A 21221-nucleotide genomic window follows, 5' to 3' on the forward strand; every position below is an offset into this window, starting at 1 on the left:
GTGGACATAAACCAAATCCCAAAGCGATAGTTGGGATAGTATTAATTAACGTTCTTTGGAAAATTTTGTTAAGCTGCTAGATACTAAATCTTGTTCAAGTTGTCGTTTTTTGGTGTCATAAAAATAATTCTTAGGTTCATTTTTAGTATTCACACCATTGATGACTATCCCTAACACCTTCTGACCTGACTGTGTTAAAAACTCTTTAGCTGCATTCGCACTGTTCAAGTCAACCACTCCAGGACGAACGACTAATAAAATACCGTCAGTGAGGGTGCTTAAAACAGCAGCGTCTGCTATTCCTGATAGAGGTGGAGTATCAAAAATTACAAGGTCATAATCTCTCCCAAAGTTACTAATTAATGTAGCCATGCGTTGAGAATCTAGCATTGCTACTGGATTGGGAGGCAAAACTCCGGAACTAAGAACCTCCAGATTAGGCATTACTTCTTGCACAGCTGCATCTAAAGAAACTTCGCCAAGAATGACATTACTTAGTCCGATTGCATTTGTTAGCCCCCAGATATGATGCTGTATGGGATGACGCATATCTGCATCCACCAACAACACCCGACGGCCTGCCTGAGCCATAGTCACAGCTAAATTGGCAGATACGTCAGACTTTCCTTCTTTGGCAACGGAACTTGTAACTACAATGCTTTTGAGCGGCTTATCAGAACGGAGGAACTTCAAGTTCACTTGTAGTATTTGGTATGCGTTACCAACAGGGAAGTAAGGAATATCTCTACCAATGATTTTGGGAATAGGTCTATCGAGTCCTGCTATAGAAGAATGAGCTTTACCATTTCTACCTTGTGTCGGAATCACTCCCAAAACACTGTATTTCAAGACTTCTTTGGCTTCTTTAACCGTCTTCACCGAGCGGTCTATCAAGTCTAAACTAAAGGCGACAATGATGCCTAAGAAAAGACCAATTCCTCCTCCACCAACAATAAACAGGATTTTGCGAGGTCCTTCTGCTTTATCTGGGATTAAGGCATAGGAAATGACGCGAGCATTAGGAATCTTTTGGTTCTGTGCAATATCAATTTCTTGGCGTTTCTTTAAGAGTGTTTCGTAAGTCGTTTGAGCGGCTTGCAGCTTCCGTTCTAGCTCTCGTTGATTCTGTTCTAGCCTTGGCAAATTATTTGCTCGTTTGATGTACGCATCTTGCTGTCGCAAGAGTGTAGCAATTTGTCTCTCTAGACCAACGCGTTCTGCCTGAGCATGAGTAATATCTGCAATTAGGCTTTGCCGCAGTTGTCCAACCTGTAAACTTCCCTCTGTTATCTGCGCTGTACCCGCTACTTGTCCGGTCCGCTCTTTTAGCAAGCTCTTAAGAGCTACGACTTTTTCTTCTAAGTTAATAATTGTAGGGTGTCCAGGTTCAAAACGAGTCCGCTCTAGTGCCAGTTGGCTTTCTGTTTCTTGGAGTTGGGCAAGCACTTTCTGAACCCCAGGTGCTTGACTCAATTCAGATTCGATTACACCTTGTTGTGAATCTACCTGAGCTTCACTGCGTAACTGTTCTAAACGACCTTTGACATCATCTAGTTGAGCCAAACCTTGAGAAATTTGGTTTCCTAACTTGGAAATCGTATCGACTGCTGCAGTTGCTTCTTGGTCCAAGACAACAACTTTATTCTTTTCTTTAAATAGCCGCAGTTTTGATTCGGCTCTTCTGACAATTTCCTCAGCTTTGGGTACTTCCGTTACCAGAACCTCTTTGGCTGTCAGTGCTTCATTCTGATTAGCCTTGATATTTAGGTCGATATAACTGTCGATAACTTCATTGACGATTTTGGCAGCCAGTTCAGGGTTACTGCCTTTATAAGAAAGTTGTACAACATCAGTACCTTTGATTCCTTCTATTTTTAGTTGTTTTGCCAAGTCGGGAATCGACAGCGGTTTGCCTTTACTATCTTTGAGGTTGAGGGAATTAATTGTTTTCTCAATCACTGGATTTGAACCAACAATTCTCACCTGAGTTTCCAGGGGATTGTCATTCACATTCAAAGCTTCCAGGCGTCCTATGTCTTGCGTTAACCCTGTGAGTGAGGAAGAGCGATTTGTTTTAATCATCAAACTTCCTTCTGCCTTGTATGAGGGTTTTAGTGAAAATGCATACAAGTATCCAAGAGTAACAGCTATGCCAAAAATTCCTACTAGAGGTAGCCAACGCCGTTGAAGAATTTCTAAGTATTTCTGAATATTTATTTCTTCAAAGTTGGGTAAAGATTCCATCGTCATAATATATACAAGTTTTATAAGAAAAGACTATTTACTTACAGCAGTATTTCCCGGCAGTAGCACTGTAGTCTACTTGGCGGTGGTAATATTTGCGTTAATTGTCAGCTAATGCCTTTTTGTTGAGGTTGTTCAATACCTAAAGTAAACTAATAGCTTCATCAGTGGCAATATTAACTGATATTGCTTGATATTCTCCTGACAGCAAAAACAGGATAACTCACAACTTTCTCCCTGATTTAGAGGCTTTCCATTTTTTTGGTTAACTTAGTTTTGTGTTATTACTGATGCAACTATTGATTAGTAATCTAATACTCAATATCATATTGTGTAAGAAGACTTAATTGCATAACTTTACAAACAATTCATACATGGCAGTATATTCGCTGATTGTGAAAAGACAAGAGTAATTAATTGCTTAAGGGTAAGGAATAGAGCAATTGTGCTAGCCTACAAGCAATGGAACCGCTCCAGAGGTAGGCTTTGTGCAGTTAAAAGAAACACTTGGAAAGACTGGATGGATATTTATGTAAGCTGTTTAAAAAGCTTTCAGCAACAATTAATTCTTGCTCTGAATAATGGTCAATTTTGAAAACGATACGGGACTGGCAATACTAGAATTCTGTGATTTGAGTATGGAACTTGTAAAGACTTGCGATCAGTATATATGTTGTCTAATCTGTGTAACCTGATGGTAACACCCATGAGAGATAAACGGCTAGTAAGTAAGTTGGCACAATACAACCAAACTATGTGAATAAAGACAAACTAGGCTATAACCCTCTTCCTTCCTGCCTCTTTGAAGTTTGAACGCCGATTTCCGACGCTCGAACTTCTGTCTGCCTCCTGCTTTATGCCAACGACAAATTTTGACGCTAACCTACTTGATACTTATAATATTGTATTATTTAGCACAATTACAGTAGGAAGCAGATAACAGGCGAGTGTCAAATTCCGACGTGGTTAGAGCATGGATTGCTCAACTGTCTCCTCTCAGAGAAAAGTCTACATCTGACTAGACTTCACTATATTTTTAATGAAGTTTACCTATACTTCTTACTAGTTGTGTTAATCTGAGGTACTCAAACTAGGCTGCTATTTTTTGGTTTTTGTATCTAAGCCAATTGTAATTATTAAACTGACATTAAATGTTAAGGGATTGAATTATGAAATCTTCTTCTATCATTTTAGTCGTTGTGATTAGCGCACTCGCTCTCCCCCAGAGTGCCTATGCCAACCAAGAGAATATTCCCATGACAAGAGGCGATGCTCCAAAGGAGCCGTTTCACTATCGCAATCAGGCTGGAGTTTTATTGACGGAACCAGCCACGATTAACACGACATGGAGTAATTTTATCGGACAGACTAATAATTCAAAACACACTGCTGAATCAATTTCGCTAGTGCGGGAGCAAGGCTGCCAAAATATTAACCCGCTTGAGTTCATCAAGAACCCAGACGCTTTCTTTAAGCAATGTCAAAAGTCAACAAATACCCAAAGTTCTGAGCCAATTGAGTATCTCAAGGTTCCTAAACTCGATTCTGGTATTAGTGTGACAGTTACTAAGTTTTGATATAGGAACTTTTTTAACAAGAGATAACTAATTCTTGCTAGTGTAATTTATCTAGATAATTTACGTTAAAATATGGATGAAATATTTATGCTTGCTGCTTTAGCTCAAAGCAGAAAAGCAATGCCTGAATGTTTGCCGAACCCACCAGTCGGCTGTGTAATCATAGATGTCCAACAGATAGTAGCCCAAGGATACACGCGGGCACCAGGAAAACACCATGCTGAAGCTGACGCACTTAACCAGATTCAAGGCAAAGCTTTCGACTTCTTGAAAATGTATGTAACTCTTGAACCTTGTTCTTTTCATGGACGCACACCTGGATGTGCTTTAGCGATCGCTGAAGATCCTCGTATACATGAAATATATGTATCTATAGTTGATCCAGACCCCCGTAATAATGGTCAAGGATTGGACATTCTTAGAAAATCAGGAAAGACAGTTAATGTCGGGTTATGCGCCAATGAGGTGAATGCTTTTCTTAACCAATATCTAATAAAGTGATGGTTGAAAAGTTAGGTTAAAATTGCAACGTTGTACCATTTTCCCAAAAATCTTTGTAATAAGTCAATTATTTATATAGAGGCATAACTGTGTAATTGTGTCAACTTAAGGTGAAAACTCGTTAAGCGACAAAGCTTTAAGATGTTGTCTCGTTAAGAGTCTCAGATGATTTCCGACTTATTCCACAAGTGGGGAATCTTATCGTATCAACCACTCACCTCTAAAGGTAAATCTTTTGACTTAAATTAGAATATTAATGGCGATGCCTACCGTGGTAACAGAGCAGCGCCGTTGGCGCAGCCTCTCGTAGAGAAGTGCGGCAAGCTACGCGGGTGTTGCTGTCTTGCCAAGTATTATCCTTGGTGTTAATGTTACCACTGTTACTACTTTTAGTCCCAAAAATGTCTCTAGGAGTAATTATATTCATAATACCGCATCCAATGCAGATGTCTGCGTACAGTATGACACAAGTGCAATTGTCACAGATACCCGCGTCTTTGTCATCCTAAATCTCTAATTACAAGTATTTGACCGGACTCCTAAAGAAAGCTATTCTTGAGCAGGGGGAGCAGGAAAAGTGCTTTCTTTCATGGTTAACGATCGCCCACTACGTACCCAGCTTAATATGATTGGATTATGTAGCAAAAAATTAGAGGTAAAAAATGGACATTTTATATTTAATTAATTCCATTTAATCAGAATTATATGGAAGTATAACCAGATTATTAGCACTTAAAAAAATCTGTGGTTTAATAATTCGGAATTATGTTGGTATTTGCTGTTAGTAATTTGTCTCTTCGGTAATGAAATCGTTGCTAAGTCAATTATTCATTTTTTCCCCGAACTATATTGGATAGTTAAACTAAACAGAATTGTGTTTGAAAATATGCAAAAATCAATAATAAAGGAGTGTAATTACTTCAAAAGATATGCGGATGATCCTTTGGGTAATTGATTTGTAACTGGTGATGATGTTAGTATTAAGGGGTGGGTTGATTTTGGGTTTATTATCTCCAACAATTGACTTGTAATGTATCATAGACCAGAATTCATCAGTATTGCCAATTGATTGATTAGCAGTCTGAAATGGCTAGGTGTCTGAATATCTAGACTTGATACCAATAAATTGATGAGGTTACAGAAGAGCAAATAACCATGAGCAACTTAACATCTCCACATACCGAAGTTCAAAAAACGAAGAAAAAAAGTTTAGCTGCAGATAAAAAACCTCGAGCTACAGATGATATTGTGCGTAGTTATCTGCAAGAGATCGGGCGTGTAGATTTGTTGACTCGCGAACAAGAGGTTATTTTTGCCCAACAAGTGCAGCAGATGATGAATTTACTAGCTGCTAAAGAAGAATTGGCTATGAAATTAAAGCACCAACCCACGCTGCAAGAATGGGCAGATCAGGTGGAGTTAAGTGTTGAGGTGCTAGAGCAACAGCTAAATTTAGGACACCAAGCCAAGCAGAAAATGATTCAGGCTAATCTCCGGTTAGTGGTAGCAGTGGCGAAGAAATACCAGCACCGCAACCTGGAATTTATGGATCTAATTCAAGAAGGTACTTTGGGTTTAGAGCGAGGGGTGGATAAATTTGATCCCGCTCTTGGTTATAAGTTTTCTACCTACGCTTACTGGTGGATTCGTCAAGGAATCACACGAGCGATCGCTCAACAAGGACGTACAATTCGTTTACCGATCCACGTCTTTGAGAAACTGAACAAAATTAAACGGGTGCAGCGAGAATTATCTCAACAGTTGGGTCGCGTTCCCACTACTGCTGAAATTGCCAGCGCCTTATCTTTGACACCTAGCCAAGTTCGAGAGTGTTTGTACTTGGCTCGTCAACCCTTTTCCTTAGAGGCGCGAGTTGGTGAACAACAAGATACAGAATTGCAGGACATATTGGAGGATGATGGCCCTTCTCCCGAAGACTATGCCGTTGAAGAATCTCTCCACGAAGACTTACAAGACTTGTTGGCAAAGCTGTCTCCTCAGCAGCGAGAAATATTAACCTTGCGCTTTGGTCTGAGTGATGGATATGAACTTTCTTTAGCACAGATTGGCGATCGCATGGGTATTAGTCGAGAACGGGTGCGTCAGATAGAGCAAAAAGCTCTCAGTCTCCTCAGACGGCAAAAGGAACAAGTACGTAGTTATCTAGCTAGCTGAGATCATTTTTTCACAATGTAGGGCATTTAAAGTTAGGAATTCACCATAATGGCTGTATAAAATTCAGTCATTTTGGGGGAAAATAAACCTAAGTAATCTCTCTCAAAGATTTGATATGAGCACATCAAAGACAGTGCAACAATTGCAGGCACAATGGGTGACTTCTGAAAACTTTCGGCGTTATGGACAGGTGATTTTTGCAAGTCTTGATGGCAAAGCTTACGATGTGGAAGATGCCCAGTTAAACCTGCAAAACGGGATTCCACGATTTTATGTTATGCGGTTGGAGAAGAGAGGGCGAAAGTTTCACAAAATTACTCGCCATGTGCAATGCACTCAATGTCTGGGTTCTTTGTCAGGGAAGGATTGGTTAATTGCAGTTTGTCCTCCTGATAATGATGTGAGTGAACCAGCATTAGAAGAGATTGCTGCTTTCCAGATTCCGGGGAATTGTTTTATCAAGTTACATGAGGGTACTTGGCACGCTGGCCCCTATTTTGACCATGAAGCTGTGGATTTTTATAATTTGGAACTAGCTGATACAAATATGGCGGATCATTTCACCCATGATTTTCTCAAGAGTCATCAATTAGAGTTTGAGATGGTTTAGGTGAGATTGGGTTTAATATATCTAAATCTCAGATGCCCACAGGCAGATTACCAAGTTGAGCAAACAGCTGCATAAACCGTTCAGTATCCACATCTAAACAAGCCTCAACATTGGGGGGATTAGCTTTGTGATCTCTGCGATCGCGTCGATCTGCTAATGACATTCCAGTAGTAAATCGTCCTTGGGTTTCTACCCTTATATAGAGGGACTCTGTTTTGACTAGACTCGGATCAATAGCAACTGCCATAGCTAAGGGATCGTGTAGATAACAACCGTAAAAGCCTTCATTGTCACGATGAAAAGCCATATAAATTCCAGTGCAATCGGCAATAAACTGGGTAACTTTTGAAGGATGACGCTGTAAATTCTCTTCAACAACTTGGCGGGCTAGGGGAGCTTTCATCGTCACATCTAAACCAACTAAGGTCAGGGGAATTCCCGATTCCATCACGATTTGAGCCGCATCGGGATCTACAAAAAAGTTAAATTCCGCTGCTGCTGTAATATTTCCGGGTGCAGTCACAGCCCCACCCATGATCACAATTCGCCCGATTTTTTTCATCGTTGCGCCATCTTTCTGAATCGCTGTTGCTACATTCGTAAGTGGCCCTAAAGCAATAATAGTCAGACTGTCGCCATATTCTTGAGCTGCCTTAAGAAGCAGATCAATAGCATTCTCTGTAGATGGCTCAATAGTAAGTTTGGGATAGCGAGGTGTACCATCAGCTTCCTTAAAGCGATCCAGTTCACCAAGACCATCTGCACCATGAATCCCCGCTGCATTGAAGGTCTGTTTTAACAGTGGTTTTTCACAGCCTTTAGCAACGATGGGCGAAGTATTGGGTTTGACAATACTCACTACGCGCAACACATTATTAGCAGCCTGATCTACGTTAATATTGCCAGCTACAACGGTGACTGCTTTCAGGTCTAATTGGGGTGAATTCAATGCCATAATCACAGCCAAGGCATCATCAACACCACCATCTGTATCTACTATTACTGGGATGGGCTGATTTTGAAGCTTTATCATGCTGATTGCTACTCGATAGAACAGACAAGGGGCTTGAGCAACTTGTTAAAGGTATGCAAACTATCAATTCGAGCGATGCGTTACACTTCTCCCTCTCGTTGAACCAGAAAATGGTTAACCCAATGCGGACTTTAACTCACTTTGTGCTTGTCTCAACGCTTCTGGTAATTTACTCGCATCGCGTCCGCCGGCTTGGGCTAAGTTCGGTCTTCCACCGCCGCCGCCACCACAGATTTTAGCGATCGCACCTACAAATTTACCAGCTTGCAAACCTTTTTTGTTCACTTCTGGACTAAAAGCTGCAACTATACTAACTTTCCCTGCTTCGGGAACAGAACCTAGCACCACTGCACCATTACCAATTTTTTGCAGCAAGCGTTCGGCGGCGGTTTTCAAAGATTCTGGATCAACATCTTCTAATTGAGCGACGATAATTTTATAATCGCCTACAGTTTCGGCTGTTTGCAGCAAGCTGTCAGATTTGGCGATCGCTAACTGTACCTTTAAGGTTTCCAATTCCTTCTGGCTGGTTCTGAGTTCGCTTTGCAGACTTGTGATTCTGTCTGGTAATTCTTCGGGTTTAACTTTAAAGCGATCGCTCAAATCCTTAACTACTTTATCCCGAAGATTGAGATAATCTAGTATTGCCGGCCCCGAAACAGCTTCAATACGCCGCACTCCAGAAGCTACGCCAGCTTCTGAGATAATTTTGAACACGCCGATTTCAGCAGTATTACTGACGTGAGTCCCGCCGCATAGTTCCATTGATACGCTAGGAAAGTCAATCACCCGCACTTCTTCACCATATTTTTCGCCGAACATGGCAACAGCACCCCTAGCTTTCGCTTCTGCTAAAGGTAATACTTCCACTTTCGCAGCATGTGCTTCCGCAATCCAAGTGTTTACCTGTTCCTCAATTTGTTGGACTTCCTCTGCTGTCAACGCACGCGGACAGTTAAAGTCAAAGCGCAACCTGTCAAAGGAAACCAGGGAACCAGCTTGCGAGATGCCATCATCAACGATTTTCTTCAAAGCCGCTTGCAACAGGTGGGTTGCGGTATGGTTAGCTTGGGCGCGACGCCGACAAGCCGGATCAATTTGGGCGGTAATATTATCGCCTACGCGCAGTGTACCGCGTTCGATGCGTCCGAAGTGAACAAAGAAATCAGATTCTTTTTTAACGTCTTCCACCCGAACAACGATACCATCACCAGAGATATAACCGCGATCGCCGATTTGTCCCCCAGATTCAGCATAAAATGGCGTTTTGTCAAGAACAATTTGCACCTGTGTTCCCGCCTCTGCTTCCTCTTGGGAAACACCTTCTACTAATATCGCTTCGACTTTCGCCGTCGTCGCAGGTTGGGTATAGCCTAAAAACTCGGTGACTTGGATGTGTTCTGCTAATTTGTCGAGGGAACCTTGCACAGTTAAATCGATGGTTTCGTGTGCATCTCTACCACGTCCTTTTTGGATTTCCATTTCTGCCTCAAATTCCTCAGCATCAACTGTGAGATCATTTTCAGCAGCAATTTCCTGAGTTAGTTCGAGTGGGAAACCGTAGGTGTCGTAGAGTTTAAAGGCACTTTTGCCGCTGATTTGGCTGTTTCCTTGCTGTTTGAGTTCTTGGACGATTTCCTCCAGCAGTTTTTCGCCTCTGTCGAGAGTGGTGAGGAAATTGGATTCTTCCCGTTGCAACTCAGCTTTAATTGCTGCTTCCCGTTGGCGTACATTGGGGTAAGCTGATTCAGAAAGAGCGATCGCAGTTTCAGCAACTTGGGTGGTAAATTCGCCATCAATCCCAATTAATCGCCCATGACGCACCACCCGCCGAATTAATCGCCGCAGCACATAACCCCGTCCCACATTTGAAGCACGAATTTCATCGGCGATCATGTGGACAACAGAACGAACATGATCACCAATAACTTTTAGGGAAACTTTGGTTTTTTCATCACTTTTGTGGTAATCAATGCCAGCAATTTGGGCGGCTGTTTGGATGATAGGGAAAATCAGGTCAGTTTCGTAGTTATTGGGTACTTTTTGGAGAATTTGCGCCATTCTCTCCAAACCCATGCCGGTGTCGATGTTCTTGTTTTGCAGTGGCGTTAAATTACCTGAAGCATCCCGGTTATATTGCATGAAGACGAGGTTGTAAAACTCGATGAATCGGGAATCATCTTCTAAATCTATATTTTCGTCACCGCGTTCGGGGTGGAAGTCGTAATATATTTCTGAACAGGGGCCACAAGGCCCAGTCGGCCCAGATACCCAAAAGTTATCATCTTCGCCCAAGCGTTTAATTCTCCCTACCGGCACACCGATTTGATCGCGCCAAATCCCAAAGGCTTCGTCATCATCTTCAAAAACGCTGACGACGAGATTTTTTGGGGAGAAGCCAAAGACTTGTGTGGAAATTTCCCAACCCCAAGCGATCGCTTGTTCTTTAAAATAATCACCAAAGCTGAAATTGCCCAGCATCTCAAAAAACGTGTGATGCCGTTTGGTGCGTCCGACGTTTTCGATGTCGTTGGTGCGGATACACTTTTGCGAAGTCGTAGCCCGCTTAAATTCTGGTGTGCGCTGCCCTAAGAATATCGGCTTAAATGGTAACATCCCTGCGATCGTCAACAGCACGGTTGGGTCTTCTGGCACGAGGGAGGCACTTGGGAGAATTTGGTGATCCCGTTGGGCAAAGAAGTCGAGAAATATGTTGCGAATTTCGTTACCGCTTAGGTAGTGGGGATTTGAAGACATAGGTGTTTTTAACTTTAGACTTTAGACTTTAATATTTCCGCGTAGCGGCACTAGATAGGGTATTTTCATAAATAGCTTTATATATTCTTGCATTTTGTTTCATATTACTGCCAGCGAATTGTGCCAGTCGGTGAGCTATATACAGTTATTAGGATGCTTTTAAACCACTACCTTACTTTAGTAGGATGCGCGTAGGCGTAGCCCGTCGTAGACATCGCATTTTGATGGTTAAAATTATTCCTTAAGAAATAAGTTAAAATTCCGATATTGAGGTAACAAATGGCACTAAAGCTGAAAGTATCAAATATTGCTTGTGAGGGATGTGCAGAAACAATTACTGAATCCATCCACGTTATGGAACCTGAAGCCAAGGTGGATGTCGATATTAATGCTAAAACTGTCACGGTAGAATCAGCAGCTTCTGAGGAGTCAATCAAACAGGTAATTGTTGCTGCTGGTTAGGCAGTTGAGGGTTATTGATCCGATTCTAGCTTTTCACCAAAAATTTAGATTTTTATTTCCACCCATGAAAAAGGTAGAAAATAACTAATTTCCGCAAATTAGGCGTAAGCAGAAACATTTTGTTTCTCCTCATAACACATCGTGATACTTTGCTTCAGACCTAATTTAAATTGTAAATTTTTTATCCGATAAATTCGATCTGTAATTGTAGGGATGTTAGTGCCAAAAAGATACTTGCCTTATGAAGAGTGAGTTTTTATACCTATTTGATTCGCGTTTTTTTGCAATTCAACCTTTAACTTAATACTTGATAAAAGCCTAGTACACTGTGGCAAAACAAGTTGCTCAAGCAACTTGTCTTTAGCAGAATTTACACCGTGCTGTACTATTTCTTAAAGAAAAAGGCTTAACTGCTTTTTGGTAGATAACATTTTCATTCCATGAAAATGTTTTGGCTTTTATAATGGAATGAAAAGTTTTATAATTTATTTATTTTTCTCCTTTGGGAGAAATTCTGCTGTCTAACGTGACAGTTATTGCAAACAATTTATTTTGTTAATTACCTCAATAAAATAATACTTAAGAAACTACAGGAATAGTTTTTATGCGTACAAAGAATATTCAGTGTTTTTACTGTGTTAAAAATATTCTGTAAAGAAGACATTAGTTGTCATAAGAGAAGGTTTTAAAAACTGTAGTAGTAGATATAAAGTCTTAAAAGGAGATGAAAGTTAGAAAAATATTGTATATTCAGTGTTAAACAAATCAGATATCAATAAATATAACTTTGCCTAAAACAAGAGATTTACTATTAGGCAGGAATAACAGTAAGTTTTAGTAATTTAATATCTTTAAAATTTAAATAGGATAAAAATAAAGCAATGAATATTTCTATTCTGGTCTTTGGAAAGAATAACTTTATCGCTACACTTCCAGATCAGATCCGTTATGCGACTGCTTTTAGTGTAGAAGTTATAGACAATCTTAATCAGGCAGTGTCGCGAATTCAAATTACGCCCCCCGATATAATAATTGTGCAGGCTAGCTTGGATGGCAGTATGGAACTGTGCAGTTGCTTGAAAGACCAGACAAAGCTATCCTGGATATACTGTATTCTCTTCGAGGATCGTTACCAGCAGCTTACTGATAGAAAGAAGTATGGTTGGCAAAGGGAATTGGAGATGAGTGCTGCGGCATTAAAGCAAGGAGCCGATGCTTATATTTGGCATCTTCTTGAAGAAAAAACAGACAATAGCTTGGCAGAATTGACTGCCAATCATGGACTAATACTTGCTCAATTAACTGTTGGCTTGCGGAAAGCGCAAAAATACCGAGATTTGATTCGGACAAATGATATGTTATCAGCGATCGCCTTAGCCGATTCGTTGACACAATTAAATAATCGCCGTGCTTTACAATGGGACTTACCCAGACAAATTAAAAGAGCTAGGACTCAAAAAACTTCCCTGAGTTTGATTATTCTGGATGTAGATCATTTCAAGAAAGTTAACGATACTCACGGGCATTTAGTTGGCGATCGCATCTTGCAGTTGCTGTGTCAGCGTCTGCGACGCTATCTCCGCTCTCAAGACACAGCATTCCGCTATGGTGGCGAAGAATTTGTGATTCTTCTGGCTAACACTACCGATGACGAAGCACTAGTCGTGGCCCGTCGTCTCAATCGGGTAGTCAGCAACGAACGATTTTCACTCAGCAATAAACTGACAATTAGTATTACCATTAGCCTGGGCACAGCCTGTCTGAAAGCTGAGGATGATGATCAAGGAGAGAGTCTGTTGCATCGTGCCGATCAATGCTTGCTACAGGCTAAAGCTGCTGGGCGTAATCGGGTTATTGGCTCGAACTATTTATCTCATATCCCACATTTTAAAGCTGTTTCTTCTTAAAAGTGGGCATTGGGCATTGGGCATTGGGCATTGGGCATTGGGCATTGGGCATTGGTTATTTCCCTTGTCCCCCAGTCTTTTTCTTCTCTACGAGACGCTGCGCGAACAATTTTGAATTTTGTTAGCGCAGCGTAAAGCCTTCGGCATAGCTTCGCTTAGAGCGAGTCCGCGAGCGTCATTTTGAATTTTGAATTGATTTCTCCCCATTCCCTACTCCTAACTCAGCATGACAATCTTCTACCGAAGTGCGTTGTCGCATGGCATTAACTAAAGCTTCGTAGCTAGACCAATTTTCTTGCAGTAGGGTTTTTGCCTGGAGGGTATGAAACCGCAGTTTCTGCTGATAAACTGATTCAGAAAAACCCAAAATTGTCAAGACTCCTATCAGCTTGTTTTTATCATCAGATCCACCCTCAGCATTATTAAAAACTAGGGTTTCAGCAGCAATACCCGCCATCCAAACAGTGCAGTAGCGGTCTAGCATTTGGGCACTGATTTTACCTACTTCTAGTTGAGATGCTAATTCGCCATCATCAAAGTTAACGCCGCCTTGCCCAGGTTGCCCCTGTTTCCAGGCTTCCCAAGCGCTGAGTGTATAGCCGGTAACGGGAATACCCAATAGGCAAGCAACCAAGAAATGCCCTGCTTCGTGGTGGACGATGCGATCGCGGTGTTCGCTTGAAAAACCAGCAATCCAATCCAAAAAGATAGTACCACCCTTGCCTTGCCAGCTGAAACTATCTAATGTCGCTATGCCTAAGATGGTGAAGGTAGCGATCGCCGGTACTGCCGGTGATAAGTTTAAGAATGGCCCCAGCAGTACCGATAGGGTCATGAGAAAAATAGATATTGCAACTAAATTTAAAGTAGTCTGGCTCATTGAGAGTTTTCTGAAAATCTGCTTAATCTTTCTTTATTATGAGGCGAAATTAGCTACAAAAGGAATGTGATTAAACAATGGTGCATTTACTGAGAATGACTTCCAGACCATTCTGTACTTGCTCAAGTTCTTGGCGCTTTTGGTAAATCCACCACTTTTCAGCCTCACGTTGTTCCAGAGTTTCGTTGTGAGCCTTTTCCTGCTGTTCTAGGAGATTTTCGTAAAGTGCGATCGCTTGTGCGATGACTCGACAGACTGATTCAACTCGGTTTTCAAAGACTGAACCAATAATTTCATCTAACTTGGCGGGTAATTTATTTTTATCCATTGACTCATTAAATTTTTGAAATCCTATTTCAATTACTTTCCCCTTTATTTTGTCTTTTAGTCCATCAAAATCTAGCATTCCAAAACCAAACGAACCTGCAATTGCAGCAGCTACACTTGCAACAATTACGGCAATAAAACTAAGTCCTGTAAATACATTAATCCAGCAGCTAAAGCACCACCTATTCCAACACCACCGCCAAATCCTCCTATTTCCCTAAGTAGAGCAAATGAGGCTGGACATCTAATTTGCAACAGGCATCAGACCTAACTGTTGGTAATCTTTATTACTACTGGGTTGCTAGAGTCGAACGGGTTAGACCAGAGGGTTTTAGCGGTAGAGTTAATTGTGTTGCTTGATGCAGAGGTTGAGGTATGGAAAGAAAAGTCATAGAGGTTGAAGAGTTGCTGCGCCGATATGCTGCTGGGGAACGAGATTTCTCTTGGATTGAGTTGCATGTCTCTTATGTAGGACAAGACCCCGCTTGGGCTATGGGGGCTGGTAGTCTTTTGAACGGAGCTAATTTGAGTGGGATTAATTTGAGCAACGCCGACCTCCGTTATGCTGGCGAGATGAATGGCATCAATGCTTACAGCAAGAATTTTTAGCTTAATTTATATCACTATCTTTTGACGATCTCGCAGCAATGACATTTGGAATGATTCGCTTTCAGCTAGAAGCATTAGGCACTCCAATTGGAGCTTATGATTTACACATTGCCGCGAGCGCACTGACAAATAACTTAACCCTCATTACCCATAACACTAGGTCTAAACACATTGTTTGTTCGTTTCTAACCTAGTTCCAAACTTGTCACAACAAAGACGCGATTAATAGGTAAACTAGGAATTTCTTTAGTGTACATCCGAGCAGTTTGAGAGACTGGCTGCAATTGGTAAAGTTGAACTAGGTTAATCGCTTGTAGATTTGCATCCGGCACATCAAAAAACACTGGAGCATGAGGATTTTCTGCAAGCAAGGCTTGAAATAATGCTTCAGCAATCTGTTCGTCATTAGCAAACAGTGGCCCAATACGAAAACCTGTATGGGCAGAGCGGATAACTCCGTAACCAACAAGATATCCATTTTTGAGAAACCCGAAAGCAGTACTTTCTGGCTGTTCAATCCAATGTCGTAGAAACACCGAACGCTGAGAAGGAAAAAGTTGGTAATCGTAAGCCACCAACTCTTCAAAAGGCACTGTTTTCAGTTCCACGATCCCAGGAGGCACAACACCACCACCCACCCCTTGATAACGAATATGGTTATAAGCGATTTGGAAACCAGACTTTTTGTAGTTATCTTGTTGAGCTACTACACCATCCAAGCCGATGTTACGGTCAGCACCCAGATAGTCCATTGCTGTCTTCCAAATTTTCATACCTAACCCCTGCCCACGAAACTGGGGTTTCACAATGTAAAAACCTAGAAAGCCCAAGTGTTGATCGTAAGCAATAGCAGAAATGCACCCCACTGGCTCACCATTCAACTCGCCCAATAAAAAACCGTTCTTGTCAGCTTGATAAAAAGATTCAGCATCATATCTTCCTGGATTCCAACCTTCCGTTGCTGCCCAAGTAATCGCCAAATCAATTTCCGATCTGTTCATTGGGCGGACGATGAAGTTGTCAATGGTCATAATATCTCCTGACTGCTAGGCTGTTAACTATTTAACTTTACTTTCGCAAACCCAGTGATAATTCTTAATAAGCTACTGGAGGCGGCAGCCCTCCCAGAATGGGTTAAGAGCCTATAGCCTCTTAACCCATTCTGGGCAAGGGCTGTATCTTTTCTTAGTGCCATTCGACTCTAAATATTTGCTACAACTTCCCCAGTCTTGCTGATGTCATAACCGCCGAGAATTTGTAATTGCGATCGCACTAGCTGATGTCCCAATATATTCAGAAACTGCTGTACTGGTGCTTCTTCCAAGTATTCCTTGAGAATCACCAAGTCGTATCGCGCACTATGAAGGGGAATAAATCCCAAGCCAAAGGTAGCAGCTATAGATGCCGTACTGATACCTGCATCAGCGATTCCTGAGACTACAGATAAGGCAACATCTTGATGGTTGTGAACGATATGGTCAAATCTTTTCATAGTTTCAAATGGCACTCCTTCTTCTTGGAGTTTCCGTTCTAAAAGCATCCGATTGCCAGAACCCACTTCATGGGTGACAATAGTTGCTCCAAATTCTACTAAGTCGGAAACTGTTTTAACTCCCATTGGGTTTCCTGGTGGAACTAACAATCCTTCTTCCCAAACTCCAAGGGTAATCAAAATCGCACTCTTACCTATTAAGGCTTCTCGCACAAAGGGAATGTTATGTTCCCCAGTTTGGGGATCATATAAGTGCATCCCTGCAATGTGAACTTCACCTCGGCATAGACTACGCAATGCAGCCTTGCTATGGGCGAAACGATAATGAACTCGCATTTTTGGATGCCAGCGTTCAGTTGCTTTTGCCAACAGGGAAAGCACAGGTGTACAACCAGCAATCACAACTGTATTGTACAGTTTGTCCATATCATCCAGAAGCCGAACCACAACTTTATTTGTACCTATCTGGCTCTGTGCGTCACCCTCCGGGTGAGGCTCGTTCCTCTCTATGAGACGCTGCGCGTAGCTTGCTTCCCCGGAGGGGTACGCTAACGCTAATGGCAGTTTGTTTATACTGGGGAAACCGTCCACTCTTACAGGTGACGCTCCTACATCGCTACCGCTTGCGCTAACGTCACTCCCTACAATGGGGTGGCTCACTGCAACTACCTCACCATCAGATGGAATCATTTCGATGCGAAAAGCATCTCTGCCTAATAGGGGATAAGCTATCCATCGATCCCCAATCCGCGCTAGAATAACTTGTAATTGCTGTAGGTTAGGGATCGAATCGGCAAGAATCGCCTCAATTTTGGGTAAATCCTCCTCTCCTAACCAGAATAAGTCCTCAACTTGGCAACCAAGTGCCTTAGCTAAACGCAAGGAAATAGTAACCGAAGGCGTACATTGTCCCGTTTCCACAGCACCAATACTCTGACGGGTTACGCCAGCTATATTAGCTAATTCTTGCTGACTCATGCCCAGACGATTTCTAATTGCCTTCAGGTTATTGTAAATATTCATATCCTGCTTTATGAGGCTGTATCTCTCCGTTACAAAAAGCCGTAGCTGACACATTTAATCTGACTTGAAAAAGGCCAGTGCGCCCTTCTCCCAAGGGGAGACGCCAAGGGCGATGCGGTTTCCCGACTTGTAGCAACTGGCGTATGTAGGGGAAAGTCGATTTTCATGACTGACTGTAAAATTTTTCATGATTGAGTGCCTAAGTAATAGCAAGGTCTTCTATAGGACTCCTATTTGTATCTGACCTTTCCCGTTAAGTCGTAAAAGGTTGAAATAGTAAGGGTTTTAAGCTCTCATGTATCATCAATACATGAGAGTTAATGACAATAAACGACGAGAGAATAGGACTTTGGGATAGCGCTTCCAGGAGCGATCGCATCCCCTCAAAAGATAACGGGAAAAGTCAGCTATTTGTATTTGTTATATTTGATTTTTGAAAAAACTCAGTACACCTTTATTCTTTCTTCCCCGTTCCCTATCTCTATGAGTGATTCACCGAATCAAATCGGATTGCTATAGCGTGTGCCTTTTGTGCTGGAAGTTCTGTTAATGCGTTTGTAATTTTGCATACATCTTGTCAAAATACTTGCCAGATTTTTGTTTTTGCGGGAAGTCAAGTAATTTCTAGACTTTTTGTTAGTTTATTACTGTTTTTTATCCCTTTGTAGCAAGCATATCATACACATGTCCAAAATAATTGCTAAACTAATAAAAAGTTTCCTCTGGGATTTTTTTATGAAAAGTGTATTTATAGCTACAGAATTTTTCCTGATTTTATAATCAAGATGAACGATTTTAAGCTTAAATTACGTGCAACGTACCTGTGTCCATATGTTAACCATCAGATTTTTATTAGCGATGGCTCCGCCCGCCGCAGGTATCGCATTTGAAAAATTGATTGCTGATGTGTTCCATCGGAATAATAATTTGTAGTTATTATCTTAAATGTGGTTATGTGCCGATGCAGGCGCACAACGCTTGCAACTTTTAGGCGAGTGCATAATTCACACTTGGATTCAGCAAATTTAAGATATCCTTGTTTATGGTTTTCGGATAAACTAATTGGCACATGCTACAGACTAAGTACCTGGTTGTAGGTAAAGGACACATTGGTTTAGCAACAGCTGCCTATTTGAGTAATCAAGAACATACTGTTTACCTTTTCTCTCGCCGTTCTTCCATTGTTGCCCAGACAAGAACCATTCACTCAATTGGATCAGTTTCTCCCGGAAGTTATCTAGTTGCAGCTTGTTCCAATAACATTTATGAGTTGGCGGCACTCAATGGTGGGAAACTACCACTCAACGTGCTGATCTGTTGTCGTGGTCAAGACATCGAACCCTACGCCAGAATTTTAGCTGAATATGTCAATCCTCAAATGAACGTTCTGGTTTTCTGTGCTAGCCGCTTTGCAGGTCGGGTTTTTTGTAAGGTACTCCAGAGACTGGGAATAGCTAAGGAACAATTGCCTGCTGTGGCTGATGTCAACAATATTCCGTTCGTCAGTCGCGGTAATACGGAGGATCAAATCAGGATTAGCACACTTACCAACAAATTCTTTGTGGCGGCTCAGAACCGAATCATGACAAGTCGCATTGTGAGCGCTTACCAAGCTGTATTTAGTAATTTATGTGCTGCTGCTTCGGTTTTAGAAATTAATCTGAATAAAGTTAATGACATTATTCACCTTCCTCTGCTTCTGGTTTCATTAGCTAGATGGGAATCTGGTGAGGATTACAACCTCTATCATAACCTTGGTTCCCGTACTGTTGGACTCATTGACCACCTAGATAGCGATCGCATAGCAGTGGGTGAAGCACTGGGAGTCCTCAACTTAATTGATATCAAAAGCCACTATCAAATCGCATACGGAACCACCGGATCATCCCTTTATGAACATATGCAGCAGGTTGGAGCCTACTCCAATACGACGCTGTGTAACCCTCATCACCGCTATTTGGTTGAGGATCTACCTTATGGCTGTTTTCCCCTACAAGTTTTAGCTCGCCTAACTGGAGTAAAAACACCATTTCTGGACAGTTGCATCACAATCGGAAATAAGTTCCTTGATATACCTCTAGAGTGGAATGCTGAGTTTCTGGAATTTGATCGGCATCAGCTGAGTCAAGAACTTTAGTGGTATTACCATCTTTGAACTGCTCTTCTATTCACCGGAGTTGAATTTGATTGATATTTTGTGGCGGTTTATTAAGTATGAATGGATTGATATAGATGCTTACTTTAGTTGGGAAAATTTTATCGACTCTGTTGAAAAAATTCTTTGATAATTTGGAAAGAATTATATAATTAATTTTATCTTCCTACTTAAATCATCTGGTTGGGGACAATTATAAAATAGCTCTTAGTCAGTGATTAAGGCAGGGATAATATTGAGGAAATATAGCTAATAATTTATGATATGCTATAATCAAAAGACAAATTTTCTCTGTGAAAATTGCTATTTTTAGTCACTAAAAACTTAATTTATTAATAAAATATTATCTTAATTAAATGTACGTTAATAAGTAGTTTATATTTGTTATTACAATGCTGCAATTTATTCGTTAGAGAGTTAGCTAATGACACAAACAACTCAATACGCACACTATATGCAGGCTGACCAACGCCCTAGTATCAAGGAGCCAATAGAACTATCACCTTTAGTCGGTAATTGGGTCAATACTAAATCGGATACTAATTATTTGGTGCGGGTGGTTCTGACTGAACAAGACGGTCGCCTTGTGTTTCAGGGGTATGGAGCCAACGAACCCGATCCAATTGACTGGGGTAAGGTTGAGGCAGTGGCTTACGCTGTAGGAAACTCACTTATAGCAGGAGGATTCCACGCTTTTTACAAGCTAGACGGGATTGAGACACATCTGGTGGCAAACCAAAAATTGGGAATCTTGGTAATTCAGTCCTATACCCGCTACGTAGATGGTAGTGGTCGAACTGATCATTTTGCCCGCGAGTTTTTTCATCGCTAGTAAGAAAAGGAAGATTTCAAGATGGAACGAAACGAAATTTACGGTAACCAGCCCAAGGACACCGTGATTGATTTTACGCCTTATTTAGGAACCTGGATAAACTCCAATACCAAGACTACATGGATCGAGAAATTTACCCTAACCAAGCATAATGAGCAAATTATTATGCACGCTTATGGTGCCGAGTCCCTCAAAGATTGGGGTGAAACTGAGGTGACACCGTTTGTAGATAATATCAATGAGAAGGCTTTCTGTGCTAGATACGATCACGATTCAGTGGAATCTTTGTTGGCAGCGAACATGAACAAAGATTTGTGGGTCATTGCTGCGTTTCACAAGTTCAAGGATGGCAGCCAACCCAATTTTCTGTGTCGGGAGTTTTACTATCGGCCGGACTAAGATGAAGCCCCTCCTTACATTTGGACTAAAAAAGCTCATAAGGCTTGCTGTACAAAAGTCTAGGGTTTACACTGTACCGATGTAAATGCTGGAACTAAAGGCCTTGTCATTACCAACACTTTTTAAGGGACTGGGTGATAAGGGATTTCCAAAAAATAAAATCCTCAGTAAAGAGGAATAATAATCATTGTAGAGGGTAAGGAGTCAGGGCTGCGATCGCAGCCCTGACTCCCCTTTT

Annotated in this window: 19 protein-coding genes and 1 pseudogene; 12 read left to right on the forward strand and 8 right to left on the reverse strand. The window is 41.4% G+C overall.

Annotated features, from left to right (window positions below; all coding sequences use genetic code 11):
• Nucleotides 1-45: 45 nt before the first annotated feature.
• On the reverse strand, nt 46-2250 hold the full coding sequence (locus HWQ41_RS25145) for a polysaccharide biosynthesis tyrosine autokinase (protein WP_292769100.1): 2205 nt from the start codon (nt 2248-2250) through the stop codon (nt 46-48).
• 1163 nt (nt 2251-3413) lie between these two features.
• Here HWQ41_RS25145 and HWQ41_RS25150 point away from each other — a divergent pair.
• The gene (locus HWQ41_RS25150; protein WP_292769103.1) at nt 3414-3821 is read left to right on the forward strand and encodes a hypothetical protein; all 408 of its coding nucleotides are present in this window, start codon (nt 3414-3416) and stop codon (nt 3819-3821) included.
• A gap of 72 nt (nt 3822-3893) precedes the next feature.
• Entirely contained in the window at nt 3894-4322 is a 429-nt protein-coding gene (locus tag HWQ41_RS25155; RefSeq protein ID WP_292769106.1) for a deaminase, read from the forward strand.
• A gap of 253 nt (nt 4323-4575) precedes the next feature.
• Here the strand turns inward: HWQ41_RS25155 and HWQ41_RS25160 are convergent, their stop codons facing one another.
• The gene (locus HWQ41_RS25160; RefSeq protein ID WP_292769108.1) at nt 4576-4749 is read right to left on the reverse strand and encodes a hypothetical protein; all 174 of its coding nucleotides are present in this window, start codon (nt 4747-4749) and stop codon (nt 4576-4578) included.
• On the opposite strand from HWQ41_RS25160, the gene HWQ41_RS34375 reads away from it, so the two are divergent.
• From HWQ41_RS34375 to HWQ41_RS25170, 3 genes are all read left to right on the forward strand, one after another.
• The gene (locus HWQ41_RS34375) at nt 4666-4839 is read left to right on the forward strand and encodes a DUF3172 domain-containing protein (protein ID WP_366931709.1); all 174 of its coding nucleotides are present in this window, start codon (nt 4666-4668) and stop codon (nt 4837-4839) included. The genes HWQ41_RS25160 and HWQ41_RS34375 overlap by 84 nt on opposite strands.
• A gap of 638 nt (nt 4840-5477) precedes the next feature.
• Complete coding sequence (locus tag HWQ41_RS25165) at nt 5478-6497, forward strand: RpoD/SigA family RNA polymerase sigma factor (protein ID WP_292769111.1); 1020 nt, start codon at nt 5478-5480, stop codon at nt 6495-6497.
• A 115-nt stretch (nt 6498-6612) separates the two neighbouring features.
• Nucleotides 6613-7107 carry an ureidoglycolate lyase gene (locus tag HWQ41_RS25170; RefSeq protein ID WP_292769113.1) on the forward strand — a complete coding sequence of 165 codons (495 nt, stop codon included), beginning with the start codon at nt 6613-6615 and terminating at the stop codon, nt 7105-7107.
• Between the two features lie 28 nt (nt 7108-7135).
• Here HWQ41_RS25170 and HWQ41_RS25175 read toward each other — a convergent pair whose 3' ends face one another.
• Both HWQ41_RS25175 and alaS read right to left on the reverse strand, forming a co-directional pair.
• A complete protein-coding gene (locus tag HWQ41_RS25175) occupies nt 7136-8140 on the reverse strand; it encodes a nucleoside hydrolase (protein WP_292769116.1) in 1005 nt (334 codons plus the stop codon).
• 114 nt (nt 8141-8254) lie between these two features.
• The gene (alaS, locus tag HWQ41_RS25180) at nt 8255-10897 is read right to left on the reverse strand and encodes an alanine--tRNA ligase (protein ID WP_292769119.1); all 2643 of its coding nucleotides are present in this window, start codon (nt 10895-10897) and stop codon (nt 8255-8257) included.
• Nucleotides 10898-11176: 279 nt separating this feature from the next.
• Here alaS and HWQ41_RS25185 point away from each other — a divergent pair, with 279 nt between their 5' ends.
• Together HWQ41_RS25185 and HWQ41_RS25190 are read left to right on the forward strand one after the other, a co-directional pair.
• On the forward strand, nt 11177-11359 hold the full coding sequence (locus tag HWQ41_RS25185) for a heavy-metal-associated domain-containing protein (protein ID WP_292769121.1): 183 nt from the start codon (nt 11177-11179) through the stop codon (nt 11357-11359).
• An 881-nt stretch (nt 11360-12240) separates the two neighbouring features.
• The gene (locus tag HWQ41_RS25190; RefSeq protein WP_292769123.1) at nt 12241-13266 is read left to right on the forward strand and encodes a GGDEF domain-containing protein; all 1026 of its coding nucleotides are present in this window, start codon (nt 12241-12243) and stop codon (nt 13264-13266) included.
• A gap of 175 nt (nt 13267-13441) precedes the next feature.
• On the opposite strand, the gene HWQ41_RS25195 is transcribed toward HWQ41_RS25190, so the two are convergent.
• Together HWQ41_RS25195 and HWQ41_RS25200 are read right to left on the reverse strand one after the other, a co-directional pair.
• Nucleotides 13442-14146: an ATP-dependent Zn protease gene (locus HWQ41_RS25195; protein ID WP_292769127.1), complete on the reverse strand. Its 705-nt coding sequence runs from the start codon at nt 14144-14146 to the stop codon at nt 13442-13444.
• 70 nt (nt 14147-14216) lie between these two features.
• A complete protein-coding gene (locus HWQ41_RS25200) occupies nt 14217-14552 on the reverse strand; it encodes a hypothetical protein (RefSeq protein WP_292769129.1) in 336 nt (111 codons plus the stop codon).
• Nucleotides 14553-14848: 296 nt separating this feature from the next.
• Between HWQ41_RS25200 and HWQ41_RS25205 the strand changes: the two genes are divergently transcribed.
• Together HWQ41_RS25205 and HWQ41_RS25210 are read left to right on the forward strand one after the other, a co-directional pair.
• Entirely contained in the window at nt 14849-15082 is a 234-nt protein-coding gene (locus HWQ41_RS25205; RefSeq protein ID WP_292769131.1) for a pentapeptide repeat-containing protein, read from the forward strand.
• Nucleotides 15064-15276, forward strand: a pseudogene (locus HWQ41_RS25210) (hypothetical protein); the annotation flags it as partial. The gene HWQ41_RS25205 and the pseudogene HWQ41_RS25210, both read left to right, overlap by 19 nt.
• Here HWQ41_RS25210 and HWQ41_RS25215 read toward each other — a convergent pair.
• Both HWQ41_RS25215 and HWQ41_RS25220 read right to left on the reverse strand, forming a co-directional pair.
• Nucleotides 15268-16113 carry a GNAT family N-acetyltransferase gene (locus HWQ41_RS25215; protein WP_292769133.1) on the reverse strand — a complete coding sequence of 282 codons (846 nt, stop codon included), beginning with the start codon at nt 16111-16113 and terminating at the stop codon, nt 15268-15270. The pseudogene HWQ41_RS25210 and the gene HWQ41_RS25215 sit on opposite strands and share 9 nt — an antisense overlap.
• A gap of 170 nt (nt 16114-16283) precedes the next feature.
• The gene (locus tag HWQ41_RS25220; protein WP_292769136.1) at nt 16284-17597 is read right to left on the reverse strand and encodes a substrate-binding domain-containing protein; all 1314 of its coding nucleotides are present in this window, start codon (nt 17595-17597) and stop codon (nt 16284-16286) included.
• 1069 nt (nt 17598-18666) lie between these two features.
• Here HWQ41_RS25220 and HWQ41_RS25225 point away from each other — a divergent pair.
• From HWQ41_RS25225 to HWQ41_RS25235, 3 genes are all read left to right on the forward strand, one after another.
• Nucleotides 18667-19734 (forward strand): NAD/NADP octopine/nopaline dehydrogenase family protein, encoded by a 1068-nt coding sequence (locus HWQ41_RS25225; protein WP_292769138.1) that lies wholly within the window; start codon nt 18667-18669, stop codon nt 19732-19734.
• Nucleotides 19735-20176: 442 nt separating this feature from the next.
• The gene (locus tag HWQ41_RS25230; protein ID WP_292769140.1) at nt 20177-20584 is read left to right on the forward strand and encodes a hypothetical protein; all 408 of its coding nucleotides are present in this window, start codon (nt 20177-20179) and stop codon (nt 20582-20584) included.
• A gap of 21 nt (nt 20585-20605) precedes the next feature.
• Nucleotides 20606-20983, forward strand: coding sequence for a hypothetical protein (locus tag HWQ41_RS25235; RefSeq protein ID WP_292769143.1), 378 nt, complete (start codon nt 20606-20608; stop codon nt 20981-20983).
• The last annotated feature ends 238 nt before the right edge of the window (nt 20984-21221 follow it).

Source organism: Nostoc sp. NOS(2021), from assembly GCF_017115025.1.
In the GTDB taxonomy this organism is placed as follows: Bacteria; Cyanobacteriota; Cyanobacteriia; order Cyanobacteriales; family Nostocaceae; genus Nostoc.